This is a genomic window from Pedobacter metabolipauper (assembly GCF_004362715.1).
GTDB lineage: Bacteria > Bacteroidota > Bacteroidia > Sphingobacteriales > Sphingobacteriaceae > Pedobacter > Pedobacter metabolipauper.
The window spans coordinates 476,062-502,742 of sequence record NZ_SNYC01000003.1 but is presented as its reverse complement, the minus strand read 5'-3'; the positions used below and the strand labels follow the sequence as shown (position 1 = coordinate 502,742).

General features: G+C 41.5%; 21 protein-coding genes and 1 riboswitch. Of the genes, 13 read left to right on the top strand and 8 right to left on the bottom strand.

Annotation, left to right across the window (positions count from 1 at the left end):
- Positions 1 to 87: 87 nt before the first annotated feature.
- Complete coding sequence (locus ATK78_RS02220; RefSeq protein ID WP_133574422.1) at positions 88 to 3,006, bottom strand: tetratricopeptide repeat protein; 2,919 nt, start codon at positions 3,004 to 3,006, stop codon at positions 88 to 90.
- Between the two features lie 154 nt (positions 3,007 to 3,160).
- Here ATK78_RS02220 and ATK78_RS02215 point away from each other — a divergent pair, with 154 nt between their 5' ends.
- Positions 3,161 to 3,547 carry a YtxH domain-containing protein gene (locus ATK78_RS02215; RefSeq protein WP_133574421.1) on the top strand — a complete coding sequence of 129 codons (387 nt, stop codon included), beginning with the start codon at positions 3,161 to 3,163 and terminating at the stop codon, positions 3,545 to 3,547.
- A 6-nt stretch (positions 3,548 to 3,553) separates the two neighbouring features.
- On the opposite strand, the gene ATK78_RS02210 is transcribed toward ATK78_RS02215, so the two are convergent.
- Complete coding sequence (locus ATK78_RS02210) at positions 3,554 to 4,708, bottom strand: MFS transporter (RefSeq protein WP_133574420.1); 1,155 nt, start codon at positions 4,706 to 4,708, stop codon at positions 3,554 to 3,556.
- Positions 4,709 to 4,871: 163 nt separating this feature from the next.
- Positions 4,872 to 4,959: riboswitch (TPP riboswitch) on the top strand.
- 59 nt (positions 4,960 to 5,018) lie between these two features.
- On the opposite strand from ATK78_RS02210, the gene thiS reads away from it, so the two are divergent.
- From thiS to ATK78_RS02160, 10 genes are all read left to right on the top strand, one after another.
- A complete protein-coding gene (gene thiS / locus ATK78_RS02205) occupies positions 5,019 to 5,222 on the top strand; it encodes a sulfur carrier protein ThiS (protein WP_133574419.1) in 204 nt (67 codons plus the stop codon).
- 15 nt (positions 5,223 to 5,237) lie between these two features.
- On the top strand, positions 5,238 to 7,121 hold the full coding sequence (gene thiC / locus ATK78_RS02200; RefSeq protein ID WP_133574418.1) for a phosphomethylpyrimidine synthase ThiC: 1,884 nt from the start codon (positions 5,238 to 5,240) through the stop codon (positions 7,119 to 7,121).
- On the top strand, positions 7,121 to 7,705 hold the full coding sequence (locus tag ATK78_RS02195) for a thiamine phosphate synthase (RefSeq protein WP_133574417.1): 585 nt from the start codon (positions 7,121 to 7,123) through the stop codon (positions 7,703 to 7,705). The genes thiC and ATK78_RS02195 overlap by 1 nt, the downstream gene beginning before the upstream one ends.
- A complete protein-coding gene (locus ATK78_RS02190) occupies positions 7,699 to 8,454 on the top strand; it encodes a hydroxymethylpyrimidine/phosphomethylpyrimidine kinase (protein ID WP_133574416.1) in 756 nt (251 codons plus the stop codon). Before ATK78_RS02195 ends, ATK78_RS02190 begins: the two co-directional genes overlap by 7 nt.
- Positions 8,447 to 9,109 carry a thiamine phosphate synthase gene (locus ATK78_RS02185; protein ID WP_133574415.1) on the top strand — a complete coding sequence of 221 codons (663 nt, stop codon included), beginning with the start codon at positions 8,447 to 8,449 and terminating at the stop codon, positions 9,107 to 9,109. The genes ATK78_RS02190 and ATK78_RS02185 overlap by 8 nt, the downstream gene beginning before the upstream one ends.
- A 6-nt stretch (positions 9,110 to 9,115) precedes the next feature.
- Positions 9,116 to 9,880 carry a thiazole synthase gene (locus ATK78_RS02180; RefSeq protein ID WP_133574414.1) on the top strand — a complete coding sequence of 255 codons (765 nt, stop codon included), beginning with the start codon at positions 9,116 to 9,118 and terminating at the stop codon, positions 9,878 to 9,880.
- On the top strand, positions 9,873 to 10,988 hold the full coding sequence (gene thiH, locus ATK78_RS02175; protein WP_133574413.1) for a 2-iminoacetate synthase ThiH: 1,116 nt from the start codon (positions 9,873 to 9,875) through the stop codon (positions 10,986 to 10,988). Before ATK78_RS02180 ends, thiH begins: the two co-directional genes overlap by 8 nt.
- A 4-nt stretch (positions 10,989 to 10,992) precedes the next feature.
- Entirely contained in the window at positions 10,993 to 12,024 is a 1,032-nt protein-coding gene (gene moeB, locus ATK78_RS02170; protein ID WP_133574412.1) for a HesA/MoeB/ThiF family protein, read from the top strand.
- Positions 12,025 to 12,268: 244 nt separating this feature from the next.
- The gene (locus tag ATK78_RS02165) at positions 12,269 to 12,580 is read left to right on the top strand and encodes a hypothetical protein (protein ID WP_133574411.1); all 312 of its coding nucleotides are present in this window, start codon (positions 12,269 to 12,271) and stop codon (positions 12,578 to 12,580) included.
- Between the two features lie 94 nt (positions 12,581 to 12,674).
- Positions 12,675 to 13,520: a CvfB family protein gene (locus ATK78_RS02160; RefSeq protein ID WP_133574410.1), complete on the top strand. Its 846-nt coding sequence runs from the start codon at positions 12,675 to 12,677 to the stop codon at positions 13,518 to 13,520.
- 93 nt (positions 13,521 to 13,613) lie between these two features.
- Here the strand turns inward: ATK78_RS02160 and ATK78_RS02155 are convergent, their stop codons facing one another.
- The 6 genes from ATK78_RS02155 to ATK78_RS02130 are packed head-to-tail and all read right to left on the bottom strand — an operon-like array spanning position 13,614 to position 23,805.
- On the bottom strand, positions 13,614 to 16,211 hold the full coding sequence (locus ATK78_RS02155) for a BamA/TamA family outer membrane protein (protein ID WP_133574409.1): 2,598 nt from the start codon (positions 16,209 to 16,211) through the stop codon (positions 13,614 to 13,616).
- Positions 16,208 to 18,589 (bottom strand): GAF domain-containing protein, encoded by a 2,382-nt coding sequence (locus ATK78_RS02150; protein WP_133574408.1) that lies wholly within the window; start codon positions 18,587 to 18,589, stop codon positions 16,208 to 16,210. The genes ATK78_RS02155 and ATK78_RS02150 overlap by 4 nt, the downstream gene beginning before the upstream one ends.
- A 32-nt stretch (positions 18,590 to 18,621) precedes the next feature.
- On the bottom strand, positions 18,622 to 19,761 hold the full coding sequence (locus ATK78_RS02145) for a metallophosphoesterase (RefSeq protein ID WP_133574407.1): 1,140 nt from the start codon (positions 19,759 to 19,761) through the stop codon (positions 18,622 to 18,624).
- Complete coding sequence (locus tag ATK78_RS02140) at positions 19,739 to 20,620, bottom strand: SdiA-regulated domain-containing protein (protein ID WP_133574406.1); 882 nt, start codon at positions 20,618 to 20,620, stop codon at positions 19,739 to 19,741. The genes ATK78_RS02145 and ATK78_RS02140 overlap by 23 nt, the downstream gene beginning before the upstream one ends.
- Positions 20,621 to 20,627: 7 nt before the next feature.
- Positions 20,628 to 22,613, bottom strand: a complete 1,986-nt coding sequence (ppk1, locus tag ATK78_RS02135) for a polyphosphate kinase 1 (RefSeq protein WP_133574405.1) — start codon at positions 22,611 to 22,613, stop codon at positions 20,628 to 20,630.
- Positions 22,614 to 22,620: 7 nt separating this feature from the next.
- Positions 22,621 to 23,805 (bottom strand): Pycsar system effector family protein, encoded by a 1,185-nt coding sequence (locus tag ATK78_RS02130; RefSeq protein ID WP_133574404.1) that lies wholly within the window; start codon positions 23,803 to 23,805, stop codon positions 22,621 to 22,623.
- 232 nt (positions 23,806 to 24,037) lie between these two features.
- On the opposite strand from ATK78_RS02130, the gene ATK78_RS02125 reads away from it, so the two are divergent.
- Together ATK78_RS02125 and ccoS are read left to right on the top strand one after the other, a co-directional pair.
- On the top strand, positions 24,038 to 26,437 hold the full coding sequence (locus ATK78_RS02125; protein WP_133574403.1) for a heavy metal translocating P-type ATPase: 2,400 nt from the start codon (positions 24,038 to 24,040) through the stop codon (positions 26,435 to 26,437).
- The gene (gene ccoS, locus ATK78_RS02120; protein WP_133574402.1) at positions 26,434 to 26,619 is read left to right on the top strand and encodes a cbb3-type cytochrome oxidase assembly protein CcoS; all 186 of its coding nucleotides are present in this window, start codon (positions 26,434 to 26,436) and stop codon (positions 26,617 to 26,619) included. The genes ATK78_RS02125 and ccoS overlap by 4 nt, the downstream gene beginning before the upstream one ends.
- The last annotated feature ends 62 nt before the right edge of the window (positions 26,620 to 26,681 follow it).

The following is a 26,681-nucleotide window of genomic DNA, read 5'->3' as shown; positions in this document are numbered from 1 at the left end:
TTCCTGTAGTTAGTGTAAAAAATACACACCACAAAAATAATGATTAAAATCACCTTTTCGGTATTTGTTTGGTAAAATTATCTACCGTTACTTTTTCAATATACGGTCAATTCCAGCTTGTGCCTCTGCTGCCTTTTGATCCTGCTTAACGGATTTATAGTATGATAACATTGCGCGGTATGCACTTAAATGGTACGGATTATTGGCAACTGCCTGCTGGTATAGCAGAATGCTTTCCGGAACATTCAGCAATTTATTCCTGGAAAGGCCATCCGGATCAACATTCCCAAGTTGCTGAGCCTGTTTTAACTTTCCGGCGGTATAAAAATAATCTGCCCGGTCAATTTGATCACCGGTGTTACTTACCTTGTTTAAAAGCGCAGAAGCCTGATCACGATAACCGGTTTCGTTTAACAAGCGGATGTACCTGAGCTGATCGGCATTTCTAACCTGCCATTTGCCGCTTAGAAAAGGATTGAGATAGACGGAAGCGCTATCCTTATTCTTTAGTTCATGATAAAATTCTGCGATCCTCAAATTGTAATCGTTACGGCTGTTTCCTGAGGCGGCCAAAATGCGCTGAGCAGATTTAAGTGTGGCAATGGCATTTGTAAAATCTCCATTTTGGGCAAGTGCATCGGCATAAAAATTTCGGTATTCAAAGTTCTGAGGCTTTTGATCTACCAGGTCCTTTAATGTTTTCACAGAAGCTTTATCGCCTATGGCAGAACGCAATACTGCTGAAAAAGCGAGGGCATCATCCCTCCTGTCCCTTAAATAGGTAGAAACCGTTGCTGCAGTCTGCACGTAGTTATCAGCAGCTTTAATGGCCTCATTAAACAGCGCATTCTTCCTGTACATTTCACGGAGCATGCCATTTACCCGGGCAAGTTCCTGATAGTCTGTTTCCAGTTTAAACGATTGCTGCAGGTATTCTGCCTGCAGCTTAACAGCAGTTTGCTGATCAATTTGTTTTGCTGCAAACTTTGCCGCTGTAAGCGATGCATATGACGCATAAATTGGTGCATAACTGGCATCAATAACTTTTGCCTTGTCCAGCCAGTCTTCGGCAGACTTAAAATCTTTCGCATTCAGTTTCAGCTGTGCCATGCTTAAGTAGGCAGGCAAATACTTTGCATCATAACGGAGTGCGGTATCCAGGTAGGCAGCAGATCTGATCGGATTGCCATATCTTCCGCTCAGGTTTACATATACCTCTGCCCAATTGCTGGCCATCACCTGATGATCACCTGCCAGGTATGCTTTTTCTTTCTGAACAAGCTTATCAATAAAGTCATACATCTCCGGATCTTTAGCTTTCAGATCAGATGTGGTATTCATGGATTTAAAATCAAGCGGATGCACCTTCACAGGCTCAAAATAGGCCGGGTAGGTTTGCGCAAAATATTCACTTTCATTATTCTGTGAATAGTAGTCGAGCGTGCGTTTTTCTTTCATTGCTTTATAATACAACGACCTGATCTGCCTGTTTTCTGCATCCGTCAATACGGAACCATGGAATAAATGCGCATATTCATGAAGCACCACATTACGTTCCATAAAAGCACCGCGTTCCGCATATTCAATAGCTGCTGCTCCGCTTCCTACTCCCCTGATATCCATCCACTGACGGTTATCAAAGGTGGTCATATAACGGAATGAAGGTGATTTCATGGTGATTGCCAGATCATGGTGAAGCGGTGGGATCCTAAAGCTATTTCCCTGTTTGGATAAAAAGGGAAAGTAAACTACCGAGGTATACAATTGATTCCAAACCATTGCACGTACCGTTTCGCCGGCATAATAATCAACATCCGGAAAGACGATCCGGTAATTTTCAAGATCATTAATCTTTGTATTTTTAAAAGTATTGCTGATAGAATCATATACAGCGAGGTATGGGATTCGCCTGGATTTGATTACGGCCGATAATCCATTGTGTGCCGGTCCATAGTGTTTCTTTCTGGATAGGATCTGCTTAAACAGTTTCTCTGCAGAATCCAGACGAACAGTGCGTGGCAGATCAAATGCGCTGTAGTAGATAGATGCCCTGTGCATAAGTGGTAAAACTGATGCCGGATATTGTCTTTCTATATTGCGGGTAACGGATAGCGCCGAGTCTACACGGTCATTTTTAATCCATTCATCTGCTTTTGCGAGGGCCAGGCGGACTTCTTCATCATTTTTCTCCGCATAATCGGCATAGGTTAAGTTGGTATGGCCATTTCCCCAATGCCAGTGCGTTTGGTAATGGTATGGATTAATTGCCAGGGCCAGCTCCCATTGTGCCGCCATTGCATTTAGCTGTGTAGCATCAACCCGCCTCCAGATCGCATAACCATAGCTAAACCGCGCATCTGCATTGTAAGGATCAAGGGTTAAGGATTTGATCAGGGGCTTTTCTGCACGTTCAGGCTGCTGATCCCAGAAATAAACATCGGCTTCCAGCAGGTAGGCTTCCGCATTTTGATCATTCTGCGAAATTACCTTATTTACACTTGACAGTGCTTGTGTATAATCTTTTTGTAATAACCTTACCCTGCCGAGCATGAGTTCTGCAGGTTCACTTTTCGGATCATTTTTCAAGGCCTTTAGCGCATAATCTGCTGCAGATGGCAGTCGCCAGGCCTGTATTTCGAGGAACGATTTTAACAAAACTGCCTTTTCATTTTTAGGCTGTGCTTTTAAGACTTTATTAACGATAACCCCAGCCTGCTCAAATTCATTAATAAGTACTAAATAATCTGCATAAAGCAACTGATGATCAATGGTTTTAAATTGATCTGAATGAATCAATACATTGGCTTCATTCCACAGGCCTAGTTTAAGCATCCTGCTGATCTTTACTGCCTGATCAGCAGCGGACGTTTTATCTTCCAGTAGTACTGTCCTGGATTTTTCAAGTGCTGCAAAAACAGCTTTGGTATCATCAGGATTGAGGGTCTGCGATTGGCTGCAGCTGATCACTGCAATAAAAAAACAACATAAAAGGATACATTTTTTCATAAATGAACGTTAAATCATACTATTGATAAACCCGGCTAAACCATTGAAATAGAAAACTATAATTCTCCAAACAAACTTAGTTAAAAATGTAAAAAAAGGATAGAATGGTACGGTATATGTTACTTAGAAACAATAACACTTTTAAATATACATTATGAATTACAAAAAATTGATCTCAAAACGTATTTCCGGACTTTCAAATTCATCTTCAAATCAAGGCGCACCTGTAATTGCCTTATTAGCAGGTTTGGCTGCCGGAGCTGCTTTAGCGATTCTCTTTGCTCCTGACAGCGGTAAAAATACCAGGGAACGTATTTCGGATAAAGCATTAGATCTGGCAGACAATGCAAAGGACAATTTCCTTTCTATAAAGGACAAGATTGCTAATGGCAGCGATAGTTTGGTTGCTTTAAAAGACCGGATCGTTGATCAGGTAAAATCAAAAATTGACCATACTACACAGGAGTATAAGGATTTTCGTGAATCAGAACTTTCGAAAGGTAAAAGCTCTGTGATCATCAGCGACGATCACCACGTCTAGTGGATATTAGCCTTTTGTGCTTTTCAGGCTCATCTGATGTCTAAAGAATAACTGGGTTATAGGAACCAGAAGCAATCCGCATACCCCGAATATAATAAAGGAAACCCTCAGGTTAAACGCATGGGCCAGATAGCCGATCAATGGCGGCCCAAGCAGCATCCCTGTAATGGAATATGTGGCAATTATAGAAATGGCCATGCCTGGCGAATATTTTGTGGATGCACCTGCTAACGCATAAGACATCGGAATAATAGAAGCTGTACCAAAACCTACCAGTGAAAATCCAATCATCGCTGTCCAGAATGTAGGAACTATGATGGCCAATCCAATCCCTGATACGATACATACCGCACTCATGATATAAGTTTTTGGCATTCCAAATCTTGCAATAATGATATCGGAAAGAAATCTGGATGCTGCCATAAATGTCATGAAGATCAAATAACCGTAGGTAAAGATCTCTACCTGCAATACTTCCTGAAAGTAGATCCCGCTCCAGTCAAACATTCCTCCTTCGCAGATTGCGCATAGAAATACAACCACTCCAAGATAAAATATATAGGGATCGGGCTTGCTCAGTACGATCTTATTTCCAGTTTCTGAGCGGTCGCCTTTTAACAGGAACTGATAAGAATAGATGGTGATGATGAGCATAAACACGGCAACGATTGAAAAGTGGAGCATGATAGAAACATTGAAGGCCAGCAATAGCGTTGACAATCCTATTCCGGCAATCCCTCCTATGCTCCAGAAACCATGAAAAGATCCTATGATCTTCTTTTCGAATTGTTTTTGAAGGGTAAGTGTTTGTGTATTTACAGAGATATTAAAGATCCTGGTGGTAAATGCAAATAAACTGATGGCAATGACCAGGGTAAATGTATTGTGTGCAAAGCCTATTAATGCAAGTGATAGTGCATTTAACCCATACCCCACTGTTAATGGTACGCGGCTGTTAAATTTAGATACCAGCCATCCCGAAATGGGCAAACCGATCAATGAACCCACAGGCATAGCCAGCAAGATGGTACCCAATTCAGCTTCATTTAAAGAAAGGGCAGTTTTTATGGTCGGAATTCTTGAAGCCCAGGTTGAGAAGCTAAAACCTGAAATAAAAAAGAAAAGGCTTAAAAAAAACCGGTGTTTATTAGTTGAAATCATTTAAAAAGATTTACCGGGTATTATGCTGCAAATGTACCATTACATTTTAGCTTACAAAAACAATTTAGCTAAGCATTTAAACAAAAAAGCGCTATAATTCCTGATATTCTGACCTGCATTTCAATTTTTTATTCTTTTTAATTAAAAAATACATTAGTTTTACAAAAAACTTTAGGGGTGCCTTGTGCTGAGAAATACCCTTTGAACCTGATGCAGTTAGTACTGCCGAAGGGAAAAGTAGAGCAATATCATTGCTTTTCTGTCATTCCTGTAAAAGGACATGCCTATAGTTTTTCCAATTTTTTAAAATATGGAAATAACTGTAAATCAAAAAAATTATCATCTTCAAGAAACGTGTTCTGTAGAACATATGCTTTCTGTTGTGCTTCAAACTGAAGCTAAAGGCATTGCCGTTGCCATCAATCAAAGTATCATCTCTAAATCCAGCTGGCCAAACCACATCGTTAACGATGGTGATTCGGTGATGCTCATCAAAGCAACCCAGGGCGGATAATCTAAAACTGAAATCATGAAACAAGAAAAAATCCCACAAGAACAGGTGATCAGCCAAACTCCTTTTCCGGCTTCCCGCAAAGTATTTGTTAAAGGCCAGCTGCACGACATCCAGGTAGCTATGCGCGAGATCAGTCTCACGGATACCAAGATCCACAACGGTTTCGGTTTAACAGAACCCAATCCGCCGGTTACGGTTTACGATACCAGCGGCCCTTATACCGATCCAAATGCAGCCATCAATGTGAAAGAAGGATTGCCAAGGCTGCGTGAAAAATGGATCACAGACCGGCTGGATGTTGAGCAACTGGACAACGTATCTTCCAGCTACGGTCAGCAGCGGCTGGCAGACAGCAAGCTCGATGAATTGCGATTTGCCTATACCACCAAACCGTTCAAAGCCAAACCAGGTGCCAATGTATCTCAAATGCATTATGCTAAAAAAGGGATCATTACTGCGGAGATGGAATACATCGCCATCCGTGAAAACCAGCGCATTGATCTGTTAAAAGATCAATTGAATGGCCAGTATGAAGTGATGAACCACCAGCATGCCGGACACAGCTTCGGTGCCAATACACCAAAAGGCTATATCACACCCGAATTTGTCAGACAGGAAGTTGCATCCGGCAGAGCCGTAATTCCGTGTAACATCAACCATCCGGAGCTGGAACCGATGATCATTGGGCGTAATTTTCTGGTTAAGATCAACGCCAACATCGGCAATTCTGCCGTTACTTCTTCCATTGAAGAAGAGGTTGAAAAAGCAGTATGGGCCTGCCGCTGGGGTGCAGATACGATCATGGACCTTTCTACAGGTAAAAACATTCATGAAACCCGGGAATGGATCATCAGAAACTCCCCTGTTCCGATTGGTACCGTCCCTATCTACCAGGCTTTAGAAAAAGTAAATGGTAAGGCTGAAGACCTGACCTGGGAACTGTTCAGGGATACGCTGATTGAACAGGCTGAGCAGGGAGTTGATTATTTCACAATCCATGCCGGTGTATTGCTGCGATATATTCCGCTAACGGCCAAACGGATTACAGGTATTGTATCCAGAGGTGGTTCCATTATGGCAAAATGGTGTCTCGCACACCATAAAGAAAGCTTCTTGTACACGCATTTTGAAGAGATCTGTGAGATCATGAAAGCGTATGATGTCGCATTTTCCCTGGGTGACGGCTTGAGACCGGGCTGTATTGCCGATGCGAATGACGAAGCACAATTTGCTGAACTGGAAACCCTGGGTGAGCTGACTAAGATTGCCTGGAAACACGATATACAAACGATCATTGAAGGTCCCGGGCACGTTCCTATGCACCTGATCAAAGAGAATATGGAGAAGCAGCTGGAACATTGTTCTGAAGCGCCATTCTATACTTTAGGCCCGTTAACTACTGATATTGCACCTGGTTATGACCACATTACCTCTGCTATTGGTGCAGCCATGATCGGTTGGTTTGGTACTGCGATGCTGTGTTATGTGACCCCTAAAGAGCACCTGGGTCTTCCGAATAAGAAAGATGTTAAAGATGGTGTGATCACCTATAAAATTGCTGCTCATGCGGCAGACCTTGCTAAAGGCCACCCTGGTGCGCAGTATCGCGACAATGCATTGAGCAAGGCCCGGTTTGAATTTAGATGGGAAGATCAGTTTAACCTTTCACTGGATCCGGATACGGCAAAAGAGTTTCACGATGAAACACTGCCTGCCGATGGGGCTAAGATCGCGCATTTCTGTTCGATGTGCGGTCCTAACTTCTGCTCCATGAAGATTACGCAGGATGTGCGTGATTATGCAGCCAAACAAGGTGTGGATGAGCAGGACGCGCTGACCAAAGGAATGGAACTGAAGTCTAAAGAGTTTAAAGAAAAAGGAAGCGAAATCTATTTATAATGGAACTGGTGGTCATCTCTAAACCCGTATATTTTGACGGCGAAGCAAACCTCATAAACAGGCTCTTTAATGAAGGCCTGCAAATCCTGCATTTGCGGAAAGAATATACGGATCTGTCCGAATATAGCCGTTTAATTTCGGCAATTGACAACCAGTATCACAACCGCATTGCGCTGCATCAGTTTCATGAACTGTCCGGTGTATTTGATATCTGCAGACTCCATTTCCCCGAGAAAATGAGAAAGAACCCTGATTTTAACCCTTCATCATATACAGGAAATACGTTAAGTACTTCTATCCATGATCTGGACGACTTGAAGAACCTGTCGGGTTTTGATTATACGTTTTTTAGTCCGGTATTCAATAGTTTGTCAAAACCAGGATACGCCGGGGCAGTTGATACCCATTTTAGCTTACCTGCTAAAATAAACCGCATTAAAGTGATGGCCCTGGGTGGAATCGATGCAGATAAAATAGATCAGCTGAACGCATTGAATTTTGATGGTGCAGTGCTATTGGGAGCCTTATGGAATAATCCTGAGCATGCTGCAGATGTTTTTATAAAGATTCAGAACGCATGTTAGAAAGACCCTACACGCTAAGCATTGCAGGATTTGATCCATCGGCTGGTGCCGGTATCCTGGCAGACATTAAATGTTTTGAGCAACACCAGGTTTACGGTTTTGGCATTTGCTCTGCATTAACCGTTCAGAATGATGTGGATTTTATAGCCAATGACTGGCTTGATGCGCATGCAATCATCAATCAGATTACACCGCTGCTGACGAGATTTACCATCAGATCCTGCAAAATAGGACTCATCAAAGATCAAAATGTCCTGCTGGAAGTGATCACCTATCTACGGTCTAAACTCCCTTTGTTAAAAATAATCGTTGACCCCATTCTAAAGGCAAGCGCCGGGTATAATTTTTACAACCTGCAAAGAGGGCTGTCACAATTTATTCCGGTACTGGATCAGATTGACCTGATCACTCCAAATTATGACGAGTTGCTGGTGCTAAGCGGATCTGGTGATGCCGAAGTGGCTGCCATAACATGGGCGCAGTATTGTCCCGTTCTGTTAAAGGGCGGTCACAATCCCGATGCGCCAGGAACTGACCTTCTCTTTGACCAGCAAATTAAGACTGTGTTTAAACCTGGAGTACGCAAGGTTTATCAGAAGCATGGCTCCGGTTGTGTGCTGTCTGCGTCAATTACAGCAAATATCGCATTGGGTTATTCTTTACCGGAATCTTGTGAAAGAGCCAAAAAATACATGGAGCATTTTTTAAACAGTAACAATACCTTATTGGGATACCATTCTTATGATTGACAAACTACATTATATATCGCAAGCTGCCCAGGGTGGCTCCCACCTAGATGCTATTGAAAACGTGCTCCGCGCCAACGGAAAATGGATCCAGCTGCGAATTAAATATCAGCAGGAACCTGGAGAAGATCCGAATAACCTGGAACAGCACATCCTGGAATCTGCAATTGCAGCAAATGAACTTTGCAAGCGCTATGGTGCCAAATTAATTGTGAACGACTACCCCTGGATCGCCTTAAGGTCTGGTGCTGACGGCGTCCATCTCGGTTTATCTGATATGCCAATTCCTGAAGCCAGAAAAATAGTGGGCAGTAAAATGATCATCGGCGGCACAGCCAATACCTTTGAGCACATTCTGCAAAGGATTGATGATGGGGCGGATTATATTGGCCTTGGCCCCTATCGCTTTACAACCACGAAAGAAAACTTAAGTCCGGTTGTTGGCTTAGCAGGCTATATGGATATCATTAACCAGGTCAAACAGGCCGGCATCAGCATTCCCATTGTTGCCATCGGCGGAATAAAAACTGACGACATCACAGCTTTAATGGACATTGGGCTGCACGGAGTAGCCATCTCTGCTGCTCTTACAAATCATACGGATCTATTTAAAAAGATTGAATACATCTATAACCAATTACAGGAACCTTTACCATAACCGCATATGTTAAAAATAGCAAACAAGACCTTTCAATCCCGCTTATTTACCGGAACCGGGAAATTTAGTTCTGCTTTAGAGATGGAGCAGGCCTTAGTAGCCTCAGGCTCTGAGCTGGTTACCGTTGCATTAAAAAGAGTTGATCTTAAAAATAGCGACGATGATATCCTGAATCATTTAAAATATCCGCACATTAGCTTACTGCCCAACACATCTGGCGTAAGAAATGCCAAAGAAGCTGTATTTGCGGCCCAGATGGCCAGGGAAGCCCTGGAGACAAACTGGATCAAGCTGGAGATCCATCCTGATCCGAAGTACCTGATGCCAGATCCAATAGAAACCTTACTGGCCACTGAAGAGCTGGCTAAACTGGGATTTATTGTTCTGCCTTATATCCATGCTGATCCGGTGCTCTGTAAGCGGTTAGAAGATGCAGGTACTGCTGCGGTGATGCCTCTTGGTTCTCCCATTGGCAGTAATAAAGGATTAAAGACCATCGACTTTCTGGAGATCATTATCAGTCAAAGCACAGTTCCTGTAATTATAGATGCTGGGATAGGCAGTCCTTCTGATGCCGCAAAAGCCATGGAAATTGGTGCTGATGCGGTACTCGTTAATACGGCCATTGCCGTATCCAGAAATCCGGTAAAAATGGCCGAAGCTTTTAAGATCGCCGTTGAAGCCGGAAGAATGGCCTTTGAAGCTAAGCTTGGGTCTATACATTCATACGCTGCTGCAAGCAGTCCCCTAACTTCCTTTCTCGATGACTAGCTTTACAGAACTTTTCGAAAGCTGCAGCTGGGGGGAAACCAAAAAAAGCATCTATGATAAAACTGCTGCAGATGTGGAACAGGCTTTACACACTTCGACACGATCTTTAGAAGATTTTAAAGCGCTGATCTCCCCTGCTGCTGCGCCCTATCTCGAACAAATGGCCCAAATTAGCCGGAGTCTTACGTTAAAGCGCTTCGGCCGTATTGTGCAGATGTATGTTCCGCTTTATCTTTCTAACGAATGCAATAACATTTGCACCTATTGTGGTTTTAGCTATGACAATAAGGTTAGACGAAAAACACTCTCTGCCATTGAGGTGATGCAGGAAGCTGCCGTAATTAAAGACATGGGTTACGACCATGTTCTGTTAGTTACCGGTGAGGCAAACCAGAGTGTACATACCGATTATTTTAAAAAGGTGCTGGATCTGCTCAGGCCGCACTTTTCGCACCTTTCTATGGAAATTCAGCCATTAGATCTGGAGGACTATAAAGAACTTATGCACTATGGATTGAACACCGTATTGGTATATCAGGAAACGTATCACCGGGAGGATTATAAAAAGCATCATCCAAAAGGGAAAAAGTCTAATTTTCAATACCGGCTTGAAACACCCGACAGGCTTGGACAGGCGGGCATTCATAAAATGGGCCTGGGTGTTCTGATTGGTCTTGAAGACTGGAGAACAGATTCTTTTTTTACGGCAATGCACCTGAATTACCTGGAAAAGAAGTATTGGCAGAGTAAATACAGCATTTCATTTCCGAGGTTGCGTCCTTTTAGCGGCGGACTGGAGCCAAAGGTGGTGATGAACGACAAAGAACTGACCCAGCTGATCTGTGCCTACCGGATATTTAATGAAGAGGTTGAACTGTCCATCTCCACAAGAGAATCCGAGTCCTTTAGAAACAACATCATTAAATTGGGAATTACGGCAATTAGTGCCGGATCAAAAACCAATCCCGGCGGATATGCCACCGAATTAGATTCCCTGGAACAGTTTGAAATATCTGATGAACGCAGTGCTGCAGAAATTGCAGCAATGATCAGGACACAGGGGTATGAACCGGTTTGGAAAGACTGGGACATCAGTTTAACCCGTTAATTAAATGAGTATGAATTCCAATGAACTTAAAACCTACGAAAGGCAGATCGCTTTGTCAGAAATAGGAATTGATGGGCAGCTTAAATTAAAAGCGGCTTCTATATTGGTTATTGGTGCCGGTGGTTTAGGCTGTCCGGTGCTGCTTTACCTGGTTGCCGCTGGAATTGGAAAAATTGGTGTTGTAGATGATGATACAGTGGATGTAAGTAACTTACACCGGCAGATCTTGTTCCATACGGCTGATCTGGGAAATTCCAAGTCAGAGACTGCGGTTAAAAAACTTCAGCTCCTTAATCCCAATGCCGTATTAAAGGCATACCATTTAAGGGTTATTCAAAATAATGCAAAGGAATTGCTGGAAGCGTATGATCTGATCATTGACGGATCTGATAATTTCAGTACCCGCTATCTCATTAATGACACTTGCATGCTGCTTAATAAGCCGTTCATATCTGGTTCTATTTTTAAGTTTGAAGGCCAGATTTCTATTTTTAACTATCAGGGAGGGCCAGATTACCGGAGCTTATACCCTGAAGCTCCTGTTGATGCACCCAACTGCGGCGAGAGTGGTGTACTGGGCACCTTGCCTGGAACCATAGGTACATTAATGGCCAATGAGGCCATTAAACTGATCTGTGGATTTGGAGATATTTTATCCGGTAAACTTCTGATCTATAATGCACTGGATAATTCTTCTGTGATCCTGAATTTAGCAAAAGCTGCAGCTAAGACAGAACAGGTTAAAGCTTCAGAAGATTACCCGGTATTGGATCCGAAAGTTTTTAACGAGTGGAAAAATAACAATGAAGATCTTTATTTAATTGACGTAAGGGAAGCGTATGAATTTGAGGAGTACAACATTGGAGGAACGAATATCCCATTGCACAACCTAGGCTCCCCTATAGAAACCATAACCGGGCAAACAAAGATCATACTTTGCTGTACAAGTGGTTTAAGAAGCAAAATTGCTTATCGCCTTCTCAAAGATAAGATCAGTCAGGAAATCTACCTCTTAAATCTCAATGATTTTGATTAATCCAAACAAAATAAATAATGTTAATAATAAATTTACAAATCAAAATAAAGACATAAACATCGAATTAGCGCTAAAAATGGACATTTTTAATTTATATGAATAAATCTGACAGAAAATAAGAAATGTTTGAACATATATTTTCATAATTTTAACCACCCAATATGGTTTTGTTTATAAACTTGTAATTATCCAGTCCACATATAAAAAAATTACACCCTTGTTTAAAAACTCTAACAGTTAAACTATGAAATTAAGTGCCTCAGAAAGAAGGAAAATGCCGAAGAAGTATAAAATTGAAGAATGTCTGAACCGAATGAATATCCGTGAGTACAAAGAGGCAAGACGGATCCTCCCGGGTCTTATTGGTAAATGTATCAATACACTTAATAACTACCGCGATATCCTGGAAGATGGAAATGAAGAAATTCCATATGGAATTGGAATTACGCTGGAACGGTTCTTCGGTTTAGAGACTGGAAAATTAAGCAACATCAAAATTGAATCCAGACATTACCTGGAAATCTTTAAAGAAGAAACACATAAAAAACGTTCCTGATAAAATTGCTACCTTTGCGCCTTATAAAGCATTTATTTAAGCAGAATTGGATGAACTTCATCTAAGATGCTGAATATAGGCTAAACATAAGATCATGATAGCAATAGGACAATATAACGATTTAAGGATAATCAATAAAACAGAAGCAGGGCTCATTTTAACTGAAGGTGATAAAGAGGTATTGTTACCTTATAACCATGTTCCTAAAAATGCAGAAATTGGCGACAATATAAACGTATTCGTTTATATGCATAAAGATGGCAGGCTGACTGCAACCTCTAAAAAACCACTTGCCTGCGTTGGTGATTTCGCTTACCTCACCGTTGTTGATGATAGTGAAGATGGTGCCTTTATGGATCTGGGTATTGATAAAGATATATTTGTTCCTGCCCGTGAGCAGAAACGCCCAATGTTTAAAGGTGATCATCATGTGGTTTATGTATTTCTTGATGAAAGTAATGACCGCATGGTAGCTTCCTCCAGGCTTACCAATTTCGTTGAGGATCAGGATATTGATCTTGAAGAAGGTGATGAAGTAAGCTTATTGATTGTTGATAAATCTGATCTCGGGTACAATGCCATTGTTGACAATAAATATATCGGCCTCTTATATACCAATGAATTGTTCGACGTATTAAATCCCGGAGAACTAAGAAAAGGATGGATCAAGAAAATTCGTGTTGAAGGTAAAATTGACCTTAGCCTGCAGCCTATGGGATATGGACATATCCTGGATAACAAAGACACCATACTTGGAGAATTAAAAGACAATGGCGGCGTGATCTCATTAGGAGATAAAAGCTCACCAGATGAGATCTACAATCGTTTTAAGATCAGCAAAAATGCATTCAAGAAAGTAATCGGCGGACTTTATAAAGACCGCTTAATTACCATCTCTGACTATGAAATAAAAATCTTTGTTGATAACGATGCTGAATAATTAAGCTTCTAACTTAATTATCGAATTTTATACCGAATCCTTTGTAAAAAGAATTTCCTGAACATTGAGACTGTTGAGAAAGAGTTGAGGCTGTTAGAAATTAAATCCTACAGAGAAATATGGCATTGTTGCCTCTCTGGAGAAACCTACGCTTGCCTGGATTAAGATTACTTCTCCAGGCATTACATACAATCCGCCTCCATAGCCCTGGTGCCATCTGCTCGAATGTTCCCCTTTTTCCCAAACACGGCCTACATCATTAAAAGCAATCATTCCAACCGTTCCGGGAACCAGGTAAGAGGTAAAGTTAAAAAGTCTTAACCGCATATCCAGGTTGTGATAGGCCATCGTAGTACCGGTAAAGCGTTTACTGTTAAATCCCCGCAGACTATTTACACCGCCAATCTGCATGCGTTGAAAAAATGCGGGTTCGCCAATCACAGTGCCCGCTCCTATCCGGTTTGCGAAGACAAGTCCCGATTTTCCAGGATTGATATAAAACCTAAATTCCGTAGTAACTGATCCATAGCGGTCGTCTGTTTGATCAAGACGGTGCTGGGCCAGAAATGAGGTCTTCCAATATAACCCTTTACTGGGCACCGCTGCATTATCGCGGGTATCATAGATCCATGCCGCAACCAATCCGCCATAATACTTTTCTGAGAATATTTCCTCTTCCGGATTAGCGGCATTATAGTCGTTAAAAAAACGCTCTTCATTACCAGATCGGGTACTTGAATAGATGGAGGTGATCACCCCGCCCTCAAGCCTCAAATGATCTGTTACCTTTCTGCTGATCCTTATGTCGGCGTTGAAATAGTTATACCGGTTTCTGTAATAAGAAATTCCGTCTTCCTTGTCCGCTTCTTCTTCTTCCTCCTCATCATCATAGTCTATGTCCAGGTATTCTGAATTATTTCCAATACCAAAAAAATTGCTCAGGTTATTTGGACCCAGCAAATTTCCATGAATGATCAGATCATTGTTCCCGATCGCTTTTTTGAAATCCCCTACATAATCTAAAATGAAAGATTTTCTGCCAGTTGAGTAATTTGCCCAAAATTCATGCTTCGACGCATATGGATTTTTCCTGAAACCTTGTTTTTCATATACATAACCTGCCGCAATCTGCAAGCCCTGGTCTATATTGTAGTTTAAGCTAAACAATGGTCCTGACCGGTCGTAAAGAAAACTATTCTTATCATACCGGTTTACGAGCGTATCTTTAGCCAGTCTGAATTTAGCCGATGAGCGATCCGGATAATTGTTTTGCTCGTCAGAACGGTCGTAGATAAATGGTTTATTTTTAACGCCGGCAGCAATTTCAAAGGTATCGGCATCTCCGCCACCGATCATGCGCACCTTAATCTTCGAATCTTCTTTACCGATTACGGAAAATACATCATCTCCGGCCATACCAAATAACCGGATCTCCCTGGTCACCTCCGGACTAAAAGTTCTCTGGTAAACCTTTCTTCCCTGCTTACCTTCTTTATTGATATTATGAACCGTAAGTTCTACCTCTCCATTGTCTTTATACTTAACTTCAAAGAATTCTTTCTTATCTGAAGCAGGGACATCAACATCAATGGATAAAAAGCGGTAATACTGTAAGGCGAGTGTATCCAGTTTATCTCTTCTGGAAGTGAAAGACCGGATGAGCTCCGGGCCGCTTAATTTAAATATGGTGTCAGGCATTTGCCGGAAAGCCGAATTAATCAATGCGCTTGTCAATTTGTCCTGCACAAACTTCACTTCAGTTTGCCAGTCCTTTTCAGACAGTTCATTTAAAAAATACCGGTCCAGGAACCGTTCATTGAAGTTCCAGTGGTTCACATCGCGGATATTGTCACTATATGGCTGTAAATGTGATTTAAGCCATTGGTGGTTTAGCACCCATGGAAATAGGCCTGATGTTTTATAAAAGACCTTATCGCGGTCACGGGGCACCGGAATGTAGGTGGTTTCCCCTTTTTCCTTTTGCGGCAGCCAGCGCCAGTTATCTTCGTGCCGGTCCCAATCACCCAGTACAAAATCAAGGAGCCTCGCCCTAAGCATCAGTTTCTGATCTGCACGGGTATCATTATCTTCCTGGATCTTCCGTTGTACCTTTAATGTATTATCCGTTTCTTCTTCAAACGGCGATCGCGGTTCAAGTAAATAAGCGGCATTTGCAAAATCCTTACGGTACTCACCAAGTGCAGGGTCATCACCAACATAAACGATCTCAGGTTTGGAATGCGCCAATCCTAAAGCCTCTGCAAGCGGCGGAACAATTAAAGCTGCAAAAGGATGATTGGTAGACACCTGGTCCTGAACAATGTCTTTAGCAATGGTTGGCTTTAAACTTTCCGGAAGTCCGCGTTCAGGATATTTTTGGATAGTTCTTAATGCCCATTCCTTACCTGTAGGATCAACCAGTCTCAGGGATCGCGTTTGCATCCCTCCGCCAAGCTTTACGATCTTAAACCCTCCCTGCTCTTTTTGGAGGTCAATGATGCGTACTTTTATCGGGGTTGCCCAAATCTTACGATAGCTCTCACCAAGAAACAAGCGGTGTGTTTTACTAACCGAATCGTATTCTGGTCCGATAGCTATGGTAATTGAATCTTTTGAACCTGGTTTCTGTGCTATTGCTGGAATAGTGAACAATACAAGTGCAAGAATAAACAGGTTCTTTATTACGTTCATATATAACTAATTGCTTTTGTTAAGCTTACTCCTACCCTTAGGGCTTTTAATCCTTCAACACCTTGTAATTCTTCGATGTCCAAATATTCAATATCCTGGTTTAATAAACCAATATATTGAAGTCTTTTAATATAAACAAGGTATTCCTGGGCTTCAGCACTGTTAAAATAAACAATAGCGATCTTACCTGGCTGGGTTAAACGCTCGGTAGTGTCTTTTATATAGGCTTTGTCTATTCGTTTTTTCACCATCTGATAGCGAATATTATAGCTTCCTTCTACATCAAAACGCTGCTCATCAATTCTAAAGCTTACGTCTATGGGCTTATCATAGACAAAGATAAGCTGTGTGGTTTCCAGTGGTAAAGAGAAGTATGGCCCTAAGTTATTGGTTGTTTGTGCTATTTCTGCTAAAACGCGTAATTGACGCAGCCTAAAGTCGCCTAAAAACTTAGGGGTAAATGGAATATGTGGCGCAATGGATTGCCCCAGGTAAATATCAAACTCAACACCGTCTGTTCTGAATTTTTCAAAATAGCACGGATAGGCAGATTGCAGTTCTGAATTGAACTCATCCAGGTGCCTGGTAACCGCTACGTTGATCATTTGCATGCTCTTCTCGTAACGCTCCCTGTTTTCATACAGCTTGCCATCTTTAACAGACAACTTAAAATACTGATCTACGATTGTTGTTAATTCAGGGTGACTGGCTTTCAGCTGATTCAGAGAGGTTGGGATCTGTCTTAATAAATAATCTTCTGTCTTTAAGATCTCCCGGTCAGAAAGCTCATCCAAATCTTTATAGTTCCAGATGGACTGTTCGTGTGGAATTTCATCTTCTTTACATAGCGTAATCCTATTTTTTATCCCTGAAATGGTTTCTTCAAGAATTGCGAAATGGTTATAAAGATCTTTCCTGATCGCCGCATTACGCTGGATGCTGGAGTTTCTAATATCTACTGCTCCATAAAACGGATAAACATTTCTAAAAAATACGGGCTCTATAGGCAGGTTCCTGTCTTTTGCCCCAGACTGCATGTAATTATAGGCGGCTTCATGAAAGCGCCATTGAACGGATGGCTGCAGGGCCGTAAACTTATCGGTAATCACATCCTGAACCTCATTGTTAAAATCTACAATGATGTTCTGGAACAATTGTGCCAATAAAGGAAATGAAGATTCGATCTTAGTTAAGGTGCTGCCATTAAACTCGCTGGAATCTTTAGTATAAAGCTCCAGGCAGCCCACAAGCTTTGCGTTGTAATACAGCGGAAATAAAGCATAAGACTTTACACCAACTTTACCCAGCAATTTCAGCATCGGATAACTGATATATTCCTCTTCTGAGATCTCAGGAAAGATGAGTGTTCTCGGACTTCTTATATAATCTTCGATCAGGCTATTGTATTCTGTATCTGCCATTCCCTGGTCTCTGGCCAGTTGTACCAGGATACTTGTAAAACCTGAAAACTCATTGATCTTCAGCTTACCATTTAATTTAATGTAAGGAACCATCCCAAAGTCAATCTGATCGGTACCTACCAGCGTTTTTAAAGCGGTAGAGATCTCTTTGGTATGTTCTCCCTTTCTGGATTCGCTATGTTCAATAACCAGGTTTTTTATGCTTTCCAATGCATATTCACTGGTTACGTCGGTTAATGTAATGATAGAGATGCCCTCAATGATAAACTGCTCGGGAGGAATAACTTTAGAAAGGATCTTCAGGGTATTTCTTTCGTCTTTGATGTAATCCTTAACGTCCTTTAAATTATATTCCGGAAGTTGCACACCCGCTTTCGTTCTAACTTCCAAAAACCGGGTATCTACATTGAGTCTGTAATACTTTAATAAATGTGTATCCTGATCCACAACAGAATTTACGATCACCTGGTTACCTGTTAAAGAGATGTTGTAAAAACGTTCTAAAACCAGGTTATAAAATGCAGAAATAAGGTTCTTTTCCATATCCTTTTTCGCAGATATAGAAATGTCATTGCGGATGCTGCAGCTGGTATGGTCCATAAGGACGTTATAGAACGAGTCTGTACCATAGTGAAAGCAACCGGTAAGCGGTGTTCCAAGCGCCCAGTACTGTTGTTTCTCATCATTAATGATGGGTGAAAGCGCGGTATAGATCAGTTCATAAAGTTCACCGTATTTACCGGTATTTTCAGCAAGTATAGGTTCAGACAGTTCAGGATAATTGTTAAACTGCTGTAGTATATATCTGTAGAAGTTAACTTTTGCAGTTTTCTCGGTATCCAATCTGTTCGAAATGTAATCCACAAAGGGTTTCAAAGACAGTTTAATATCGGCACCAATCAGGTCTTTTCCTGATTTAGTCGTTTTATGATCTAGATTTAGCGTAATCGTCTGCATTTTCGGTATTCTTTATCGTTTCTAACCTAATATTAGAAACCAGGAATAAACTCTTTAACAAAAGTAAAAACCTGTTCAAATTTACCATCTGTTTGAGCATAATAAGTAAATCTAACGTAATTATTTTTCAATTGATCAATAATTACATATCCAGGTAGTGTAGAAGCATATAAAGCATGCTTTCCTTTTCTAACATAACTGTGTTTTGCACCAGAACCACTAACTACCTGTACCTGATCATTCTTGATAAACTGCAGTCCGTGATCGTGACCTGCTACGTGTATCAGGTTTGGAAATCCGGCAAACACACTATCAATGCGATTGATCATCCCGGTATACAACGGATGGGCTTTATCTTCCGGATTTACGAATGTAGTTCTTAGCAAAGGGTATAATGAACCCAGAACAGGCAGCGGAACATACAGGTTCTTGTTCAGGGCAGTTAACGGGAAAATGTGGTCTTTTAACGAGAAATAACCACCATGACTTCCATAACTCTGAAACGGATGGTGTGACGCTAAAACGATCATTTTATGCTTATTTTTTTCCAGAAGGATTTTAAACTTTTCAATGGTCTCCTCCTTTGTATTGCAGTCACACGTTCCGGCAGCCGTTTCCTTGGCATACGGATATACCCACCATTCACTGTCAAATGCAATGACGACCAAATCCTTACTCAATTGAATTTCAACTGGTCCGGGGCAGCCATTTGCAGGGATCATACTGAGCAGGCTATCACCTTGTTCCTTTAAGAAAGAATCCTGTCTTTGAATCTTTGCCAATCCTAAAGGGCCGCTTTTGTCCCAGTCGTGGTTGCCTGGAATAAAGTAGACCGGGGCAGCCAATTTTCTGAATGGTGTATATTGTGACTTGATGATGTCTTTGGTTTCTTGTTCTTCTTTACTTCCTGGTAATCCCATCCCCCTTGGATAGATGTTATCACCGAGATAAAAAACAGTTGTTTTCCCGGTCAGCACCTGCCTGGCAGCATGGCCGATCACGCCGTCCTGCTGCATATCCATTTCACCGGCATCACCAATCAGGATTACCCTGGAACGAATAGAATCTGCTTGCTGGGCATAGGTAGATTGCAACAGGCACAATACCTGTATAATTACAGCTGCTGAAGCCAAAAAGGCACAGCGAATTTTATTTGCTTTGAGCAGGTACATACTTGAATTTAATTATATTACCATCGGTTATCTCATCTCCTTCATTAGCTATATACAAATTAAAATCTGTATCAAATGCCAGCCCTTCCGGCTGGTTAAAAGTGGAGGAGTTAAGACGGTGTGCTTCAGTAATGTTCCATTTAGAATCTGTAATGATCAGCAGCTTATTTGCTGAAGAAAGAATATACCATTCGTTGGTTCTCGGATTCCTGGTCATTGCAGAGGGACTCAAATTTGTCTTAACCTTCGGATTAACAGCCTCAATTCCCTGAAGGTTAACTTTAAATTCCCCACTGCTGACAAGGCTGTCAGATGCTGCGATGTAATCAAAAATATAACCGCTTACCATTTTGGTCTTTTTATCACCCGGACAGCTTTTACAGAGTACATAGATCTGGTTCTTTTCATTATCCGCATAAATACTCTCGTATTCACCCTTTGGAAGTAAACCTTTTATCTCATGTACGTTCTTAGTTTCTTTCTTACCGCTTTCTGTGATTGGAAAGGAAAAGAAAACACCGTCACTTCTTAAAACAAATATATTATTCTTTAAGATAGTGAGGTCTTCAAAATCCCCGTTGGGAGAAAACTTGGTGTTTATTTGTTTCTTAACATCCCATTTCTGTTTATAAAGCTTACCATTTTCGTCTTGAATGCTATAAATGGTGTCGCTATTGTTGTTATGGAATGCAATACCTGATATTTCTAATAAGCTGGATGGCATATTGAATTTATCAGGTTTTTTAAGGTCGTATCCTTTGGGGCTGGTAAATTTGTCTACTGGGTTTTTACAGGACAGTACACCGAACAGTACACATGGGATTACGATATAATAGAATTTTGTGTATAATTTTTTCATAGGCAGTTTAAGGATGAGCTTCATTAATCGTTTGCAAAAATAGATAAATGGATTGCTGAACATCATCTTTCAGTTGTAATTTAATCAATTTCAATATCATATTTTTTAAATTCTGGTCATACACTGGAAAGCAGACTTCAATACGGCTGTAAATATTCCTGTTCATCCAATCGGCAGACCCTAAAAAGATCTCTGTATCCTCATTATTTTCAAATATAAATATCCTTCCATGCTCCAGGTACCGGTCTACAATACGCGTTACCGTGATGTGTTCACTTAAGCCAGTAACACCAGGGATCAGGCAGCAGATTCCACGTACGATCAATTGTATTTTAACCCCCGCCTGCGATGCCTCATATAGTTTAGAAATAAGCACCTGTTCTTCCAGGTTATTCAATTTAATGGTTATACCTGCAGGCAATCCCTTAACAGCATTTGAGATCTCTCTGTCTATCAATCCAATAAACCGATCCTGAAGATTAAACTGAGCCACCAGCAAATGTTTAAAATCAATATGATCTTCCGGAGCCGGCGATTTTTTATGCTTGCTTAAAAACCCGAATAAAGATTCGAGTTCTTTCAGCATGGGCTGATGCGCAGTAAGCAGGATCTGGTCGGTATAAAACCTGGCCGTAATCTCGTTTAAATTACCGGTAGCAAATAAGCCCAGGTATTCGTCCTTTTCATTAACCAGTCTTTTAACCAGCGCAACCTTGGCATGTACTTTAAGATCAATGCTGCTGTAAATGATCTTTACACCGGCAGCTTTCATTTGTTTAGCCCACTTGATGTTGTTTGCTTCGTCAAACCGCGCTTTAAGCTCAACCATAACCACTACCTTTTTGCCATTTTTAGCCGCTGTACTTAGCGCACTAACAATTTTTGAGTTGCTGGCCACACGGTATAAGGTAGTATAAATTTCAGTTACATACCTGTCGTTCGCAGCTTCATTAAAAAATCGCAATACGGGATCGTAACTTTGATATGGAACATTTAACAGAAGATCCTGCTTTAATACAATATTAAAAAGCGTTTCATTTGGAAGGATGTTAACAGATGACAAAGGCGGCCATTTGGTATAACTAAATTCGGCTCCGGGCAAAGGAAAGCTGCTCAGATCTTTTAGGTTGTGATAGGTTCCTCCTTCAACAATTGATGCATTTTGTAAGTTTAAGGCGTAAATGATCCGGTACAGGTTCCTTAAGGGGATACCGGGTTCACATAGAAAACGGGTTGCAAACCCAAAGTCACGGGTTTCAAGCTGCTTTTCCAGGGCAGCAGTAATGTCGTCTTCATCCTTATCAATCTTTAGTTCGGCCTCCCTGGTAATTTTCAGGTTAAATATCCCTTTGATGGTATCATCCGGAAACAGATAAGCCATGTGGTGTTTAATGATGTCTTCTAAAAAGACAATATAATGGTCACCTCCGGCATAAATGGAGTAAAATCTCGGTAAGTTGTCTGAAGGAATATTGATGAGTTCTATCCGCTCAATCCCATCAGCGTCTGATAAAATAACAGCCTGGTACAACTTATTATTTTCCGCAAAAAATGCAGAGAGGTCATTATCAATATAAATGGCATTGATATAAGCCAGCACTTCGGTAAAGAATAAATTGGAAACCTGATCGTAGATGATTTCGGGGATGGGCGTATTGTAGATCCAATGGATCCCCTGTCCGGCCAATTGAGGAAGGATTTGCGTCAATATAATTTCCCCAAACTTTTGCTGTTGTTTATTGATCTCTATCTTTGCCAGGTCATAATTGCTCAATAAACGGGATCTTTCCACGTCAACTCCGGCTTCATGATCATTGAGGGCCATTAATACCGGCATCCTAACCCGATAAAATTCGTCCAGGTTTGATGAATAGATAGACAAGAACTTGATGCGCTCCAGGATCGGTACCGTAGTTTTAGCTGCTTCTAACAGTACGCGTTCATTAAAACTGAGCCAGCTTAGATCCCTGTTAAAGAAAACAGATTTTACCATAGATTACTTAGATAGTTACTGCCGCTGCAGCGATGATAAACGCAAGAACGGAAGCCACAATACCAAACATGAATACATTATAAGCCACTCTCAGTAAGCGATATTTACGACCAAGAACTACGCCCTGGGCATAAACATCCTTAATCAGACTGCCATATAAAAAATCACGGTCTTCCATTAATTTGTTCATTCCACTTTCATAATCCGGCAGGCTCATCCGGTAAAAATTACCGAAGAAAAGCAAGTTTACGCGTTTGGCTTCAATGTCGTCTTTAGTAAATATTCCGGTTGGAATAGATGGACGGGTAGCCAGGATAGAAAACACCATAGTTACCACACAAATGATCAGCAGCAATAAGGTAGGTATGATCAGATGCGGATTATCTTCGAGCTTACGCAGCAATAAACTTAAAATAACAGACAGGATGATCGAGTTGGTAGAGATCATGATGTGCGCTTTATTATCGGCCATATCACTTAACCGCTGGTGATTGGTCGACGTGATCCGGAACATGGTTTCTACACCGCGTTCTGGTTTGTCGTCTTTTTTCTTTTTTTCTTCTTTAGGAAGTTTTTCAGGTGTTTCCACGGTGTGTTTGGTTATTTGCTTAAGTTCCATTTCTGCCAGGTTCTCCGCTTTTTTCTCGTTGAGCAGCCGCTGGCAAAAGTCGGTATGGTAATGATGTGCTTTAAACAGTGAAATGGTTTTGGCCCTCCATTCGCTTTTATCGATCTCATGACCTTTAAAGGCTTCTACCTCTTGGCGCATTAGTTTATTGCGGGCTTTAAAGCTATTGCTTCCTAAATGGTAAAGATCTGCATCACAAACAATTTGCTGCAGTAATCCTTCTGGATTTTGAGGCATCCTGGTTGCCAGGATACAGCCTTTAACATCAGCTATGATGCTGTCATCCATATCTTTGCTCTTCAAAAATGAAGTAGCAAGTTCCATCCCCCTGGCTTCATGATTGGCCGGATCATACAGATAACCTATATCGTGAAACCAGCTTGCTGCTGCAGTAACAAAAAAATCGCGGTCTGACAGCTGGTAATGATTGGCAATTTTAATCACATTTTCAACCACATGTTCGGTATGGTTTAAATTGTGATAGGTAAACCGCTCATCTTTGTGAGACAGGAAAAGGTTAGCTACATGGGATCGAAGTTCTTCTAGAATTTGCCGGTATTGCATCTGTTAAAATATCTTGTTTTTATAAACGCAACCCCATTATTACTGAGGTCTGTTTCATGTTATAAATATGAGGCTTTTAATTCTTATATTTTCTGCTAATGGTCATTTTTTTCAAAGCTTACTAAAGGATTATAATTTACTTAGGAAAGTGACGGCCGTCACTTTCCATCCTGACTCCTGTCATATTTAATTACTTCCCTGAAACTGATCTTTGTCACATATACTTTCTGATATGTCAAACCAAATCACCATTGATACAGAAACGCAGTGTTATCATTGCGGAGACGACCTTCCGGTAAGTCCTTATTTACTGGATGATAAACCATTTTGCTGCCTTGGCTGCAAAGGTGTTTACCAGATCCTTTCCAGTCATAACCTCTGCAATTATTATGCCTATAACGACGTTCCAGGACAATCCCAAAAGCTCCCTTCAAAACACTTTGAGTACCTGGATGAGCCTACCATACTGGCAGACCTGATTGACTATACTGATGAAAAGGTAACCGTAATCACCTTATATATTCCTGCCATACATTGCAGTTCGTGTATCTGGCTGCTGGAAAACCTGCACAAGATCCAACCTTCCGTTGTACAATCCCGGATAGATTTCCTTAAAAAACAGGTTGCAATTACTTTTAAAAATGATGAAACATCATTAAGAAAAGTGGTCGAAACCCTCGTATCCGTGGGTTATGAACCCCTCATCAGTTTACAGGACGTTGTAAAGAAACAAAAATCCGATCACTCAGAGCGAAAGCTAATCGCTAAAATAGCTGTAGCGGGCTTTTGCTTTGGCAACGTGATGCTGCTTAGCTTTCCTGATTATTTTGGTCTATCTAACCTGGAACAGGAATTTAAGACCTTTTTTGGCTGGCTAAATCTTGCATTCTCCCTACCTGTTGTTTTTTATAGCGGGCGTGATTATTTCACTTCTGCCTATCTCAATTTAAAGAATAAAGTCTTAAATCTTGACTTCCCGCTTGCCCTGGGTATTGCTGTAATGTTTATCCGTTCTATTGCAGAGATCAGCACCAATTCCGGAGCCGGCTTTGTAGATACCCTGTGCGGACTGGTGTTTTTCCTCTTAATTGGAAAATGGATGCAGCAGCGCACTTATCACCATCTTTCTTTTGAGCGCGACTACCGCTCCTATTTTCCGGTTGCAGTAACCATCATTACCAACGGAAAGGAAAAGCCCGCTCCGTTAAGCGAACTCGAATTGGGCCAGCGTATCCTGATCCGGAGCAATGAGATCATTCCTGCAGATGCCATCCTGCTAAAAGGAGAAGCAGAAATTGACTTTAGCTTTGTAACCGGAGAGTCACAGCCTGTTAAAAAAACCTATGGAGAAATTGTTTATGCGGGAGGCAGACAACTTTCGGGTGCTATTGAGCTGGAAGTTGTTAAACCGGTATCGCAAAGTTACCTGACCAGGCTGTGGAACAACGAAGCCTTTTTTAGTCAGAAAGACCGCATTAAAACGTTTAGCGATACGGCCAGTAAATATTTCAGCATAGCCCTGCTGGTTGTTGCCCTTTCTGCCGCTGGCTTTTGGATGTTATATGGTGAAAGCAGTAAAGCAGTGGCTTCATTTACTGCGGTACTGATCATTGCCTGTCCTTGTGCCCTAGCGTTAAGCTCACCTTTTACCCTTGCAGCAGTGCTGAGCATATTTGATAAGAATAAATTCTATTTAAAAAGTACCGCTGTAGTGGAAGAACTTGCACGGATAGACACGTTCGTTTTCGATAAAACGGGCACCATCACCAATCCGGAGGCTGCAGGTTTCAGCTTCAATGGAACGATAGGCGATGAAGAGCAGCAACTGGTTAGCGATCTTGCCAGAAACTCCGGACACCCTTTAAGCCGGGAACTGGTAAAATGGCTAAAAATGAGTCCGAAGTATCCAACCGATCAGTACCAGGAAAAGATTGGCCGTGGCTTAAGCGGAATTGTTCATGGAAGACACGTTAAACTCGGCAGTGCATCCTTTGTAGGGATTAAAACCCTAAATAAGCCACTTGCAACTACGGTATATATCGTGATCGACGATGTGCATCTGGGCTTTTTTAGTTCGGCACTGCAATGGCGCACCGGCTTTAAGGACCTGATCTTTAAATTGGGGAAACGGGCAGACCTGCACCTGCTTTCTGGCGATCAGGATGGTGACAAGCAAAGCTTAACGCCATTCTTTCCGGGCACCCGTCAAATGCACTTCGGACAAAGTCCGCAGAATAAGCTGGATTATATTCAGGTGCTTCAAAGTCAGAACAGGAAAGTGCTGATGTTTGGAGATGGATTAAATGATGCAGGGGCACTAAAGCAGAGTAATCTTGGTGTAGCCGTTACCGATAACATCAACAATTTTTCTCCGGACTGTGATGCCATCCTCGATGGAACATCCTTTCATAAGTTCCCGTTATTTATACAGCAGGCAAAGGATGCCGTCCGGGTAATCCACATGAGTTTTATCATTTCGCTTACTTACAATTTCATCGGACTCTTCTTTGCCGTTCAAGGTATCCTGTCACCTCTAATAGCTGCTATACTCATGCCGGTCAGCACCATTACCATCATCCTGTTTACCAGTATCAGCGCCAGGTTATACGCCCGTAAAAACAACTTATTATGAACATGATCTATTTTCTGATCGGCTGCAGCATTCTGCTCGCCCTGATCTTTCTGGCCGCATTCTTCTGGGCCAGCAGAACCGGACAACATGACGACACCTACACGCCTGCGGTGCGGATCCTTTTCGACGATGAAACGACGGGAACAGATCCTGAACAAAAAAGTGATGAAGATCATGTTTAAGACAAACAATCGTCATACTCTGCAAAGCAGGCTGAAAGTACTTTTACATCCATAAACCATTC

Coding starts and splice junctions, on each gene's coding strand:
- ATK78_RS02185 (WP_133574415.1), top strand. CDS start 8,447: ATGATTGACAAACTACATTATATATCGCAAGCTGCCCAGGGTGGCTCC.
- ATK78_RS02145 (WP_133574407.1), bottom strand. CDS start 19,761: ATGTACCTGCTCAAAGCAAATAAAATTCGCTGTGCCTTTTTGGCTTCA.
- ATK78_RS02140 (WP_133574406.1), bottom strand. CDS start 20,620: ATGAAAAAATTATACACAAAATTCTATTATATCGTAATCCCATGTGTA.
- ATK78_RS02210 (WP_133574420.1), bottom strand. CDS start 4,708: ATGATTTCAACTAATAAACACCGGTTTTTTTTAAGCCTTTTCTTTTTT.
- ATK78_RS02165 (WP_133574411.1), top strand. CDS start 12,269: ATGAAATTAAGTGCCTCAGAAAGAAGGAAAATGCCGAAGAAGTATAAA.
- ATK78_RS02180 (WP_133574414.1), top strand. CDS start 9,116: ATGTTAAAAATAGCAAACAAGACCTTTCAATCCCGCTTATTTACCGGA.
- ppk1 (WP_133574405.1), bottom strand. CDS start 22,613: ATGGTAAAATCTGTTTTCTTTAACAGGGATCTAAGCTGGCTCAGTTTT.
- thiS (WP_133574419.1), top strand. CDS start 5,019: ATGGAAATAACTGTAAATCAAAAAAATTATCATCTTCAAGAAACGTGT.
- thiH (WP_133574413.1), top strand. CDS start 9,873: ATGACTAGCTTTACAGAACTTTTCGAAAGCTGCAGCTGGGGGGAAACC.
- ATK78_RS02195 (WP_133574417.1), top strand. CDS start 7,121: ATGGAACTGGTGGTCATCTCTAAACCCGTATATTTTGACGGCGAAGCA.
- ATK78_RS02215 (WP_133574421.1), top strand. CDS start 3,161: ATGAATTACAAAAAATTGATCTCAAAACGTATTTCCGGACTTTCAAAT.
- ATK78_RS02150 (WP_133574408.1), bottom strand. CDS start 18,589: ATGCAGACGATTACGCTAAATCTAGATCATAAAACGACTAAATCAGGA.
- thiC (WP_133574418.1), top strand. CDS start 5,238: ATGAAACAAGAAAAAATCCCACAAGAACAGGTGATCAGCCAAACTCCT.
- ATK78_RS02220 (WP_133574422.1), bottom strand. CDS start 3,006: ATGAAAAAATGTATCCTTTTATGTTGTTTTTTTATTGCAGTGATCAGC.
- ATK78_RS02125 (WP_133574403.1), top strand. CDS start 24,038: ATGTCAAACCAAATCACCATTGATACAGAAACGCAGTGTTATCATTGC.
- ccoS (WP_133574402.1), top strand. CDS start 26,434: ATGAACATGATCTATTTTCTGATCGGCTGCAGCATTCTGCTCGCCCTG.
- moeB (WP_133574412.1), top strand. CDS start 10,993: ATGAGTATGAATTCCAATGAACTTAAAACCTACGAAAGGCAGATCGCT.
- ATK78_RS02130 (WP_133574404.1), bottom strand. CDS start 23,805: ATGCAATACCGGCAAATTCTAGAAGAACTTCGATCCCATGTAGCTAAC.
- ATK78_RS02160 (WP_133574410.1), top strand. CDS start 12,675: ATGATAGCAATAGGACAATATAACGATTTAAGGATAATCAATAAAACA.
- ATK78_RS02155 (WP_133574409.1), bottom strand. CDS start 16,211: ATGAACGTAATAAAGAACCTGTTTATTCTTGCACTTGTATTGTTCACT.
- ATK78_RS02190 (WP_133574416.1), top strand. CDS start 7,699: ATGTTAGAAAGACCCTACACGCTAAGCATTGCAGGATTTGATCCATCG.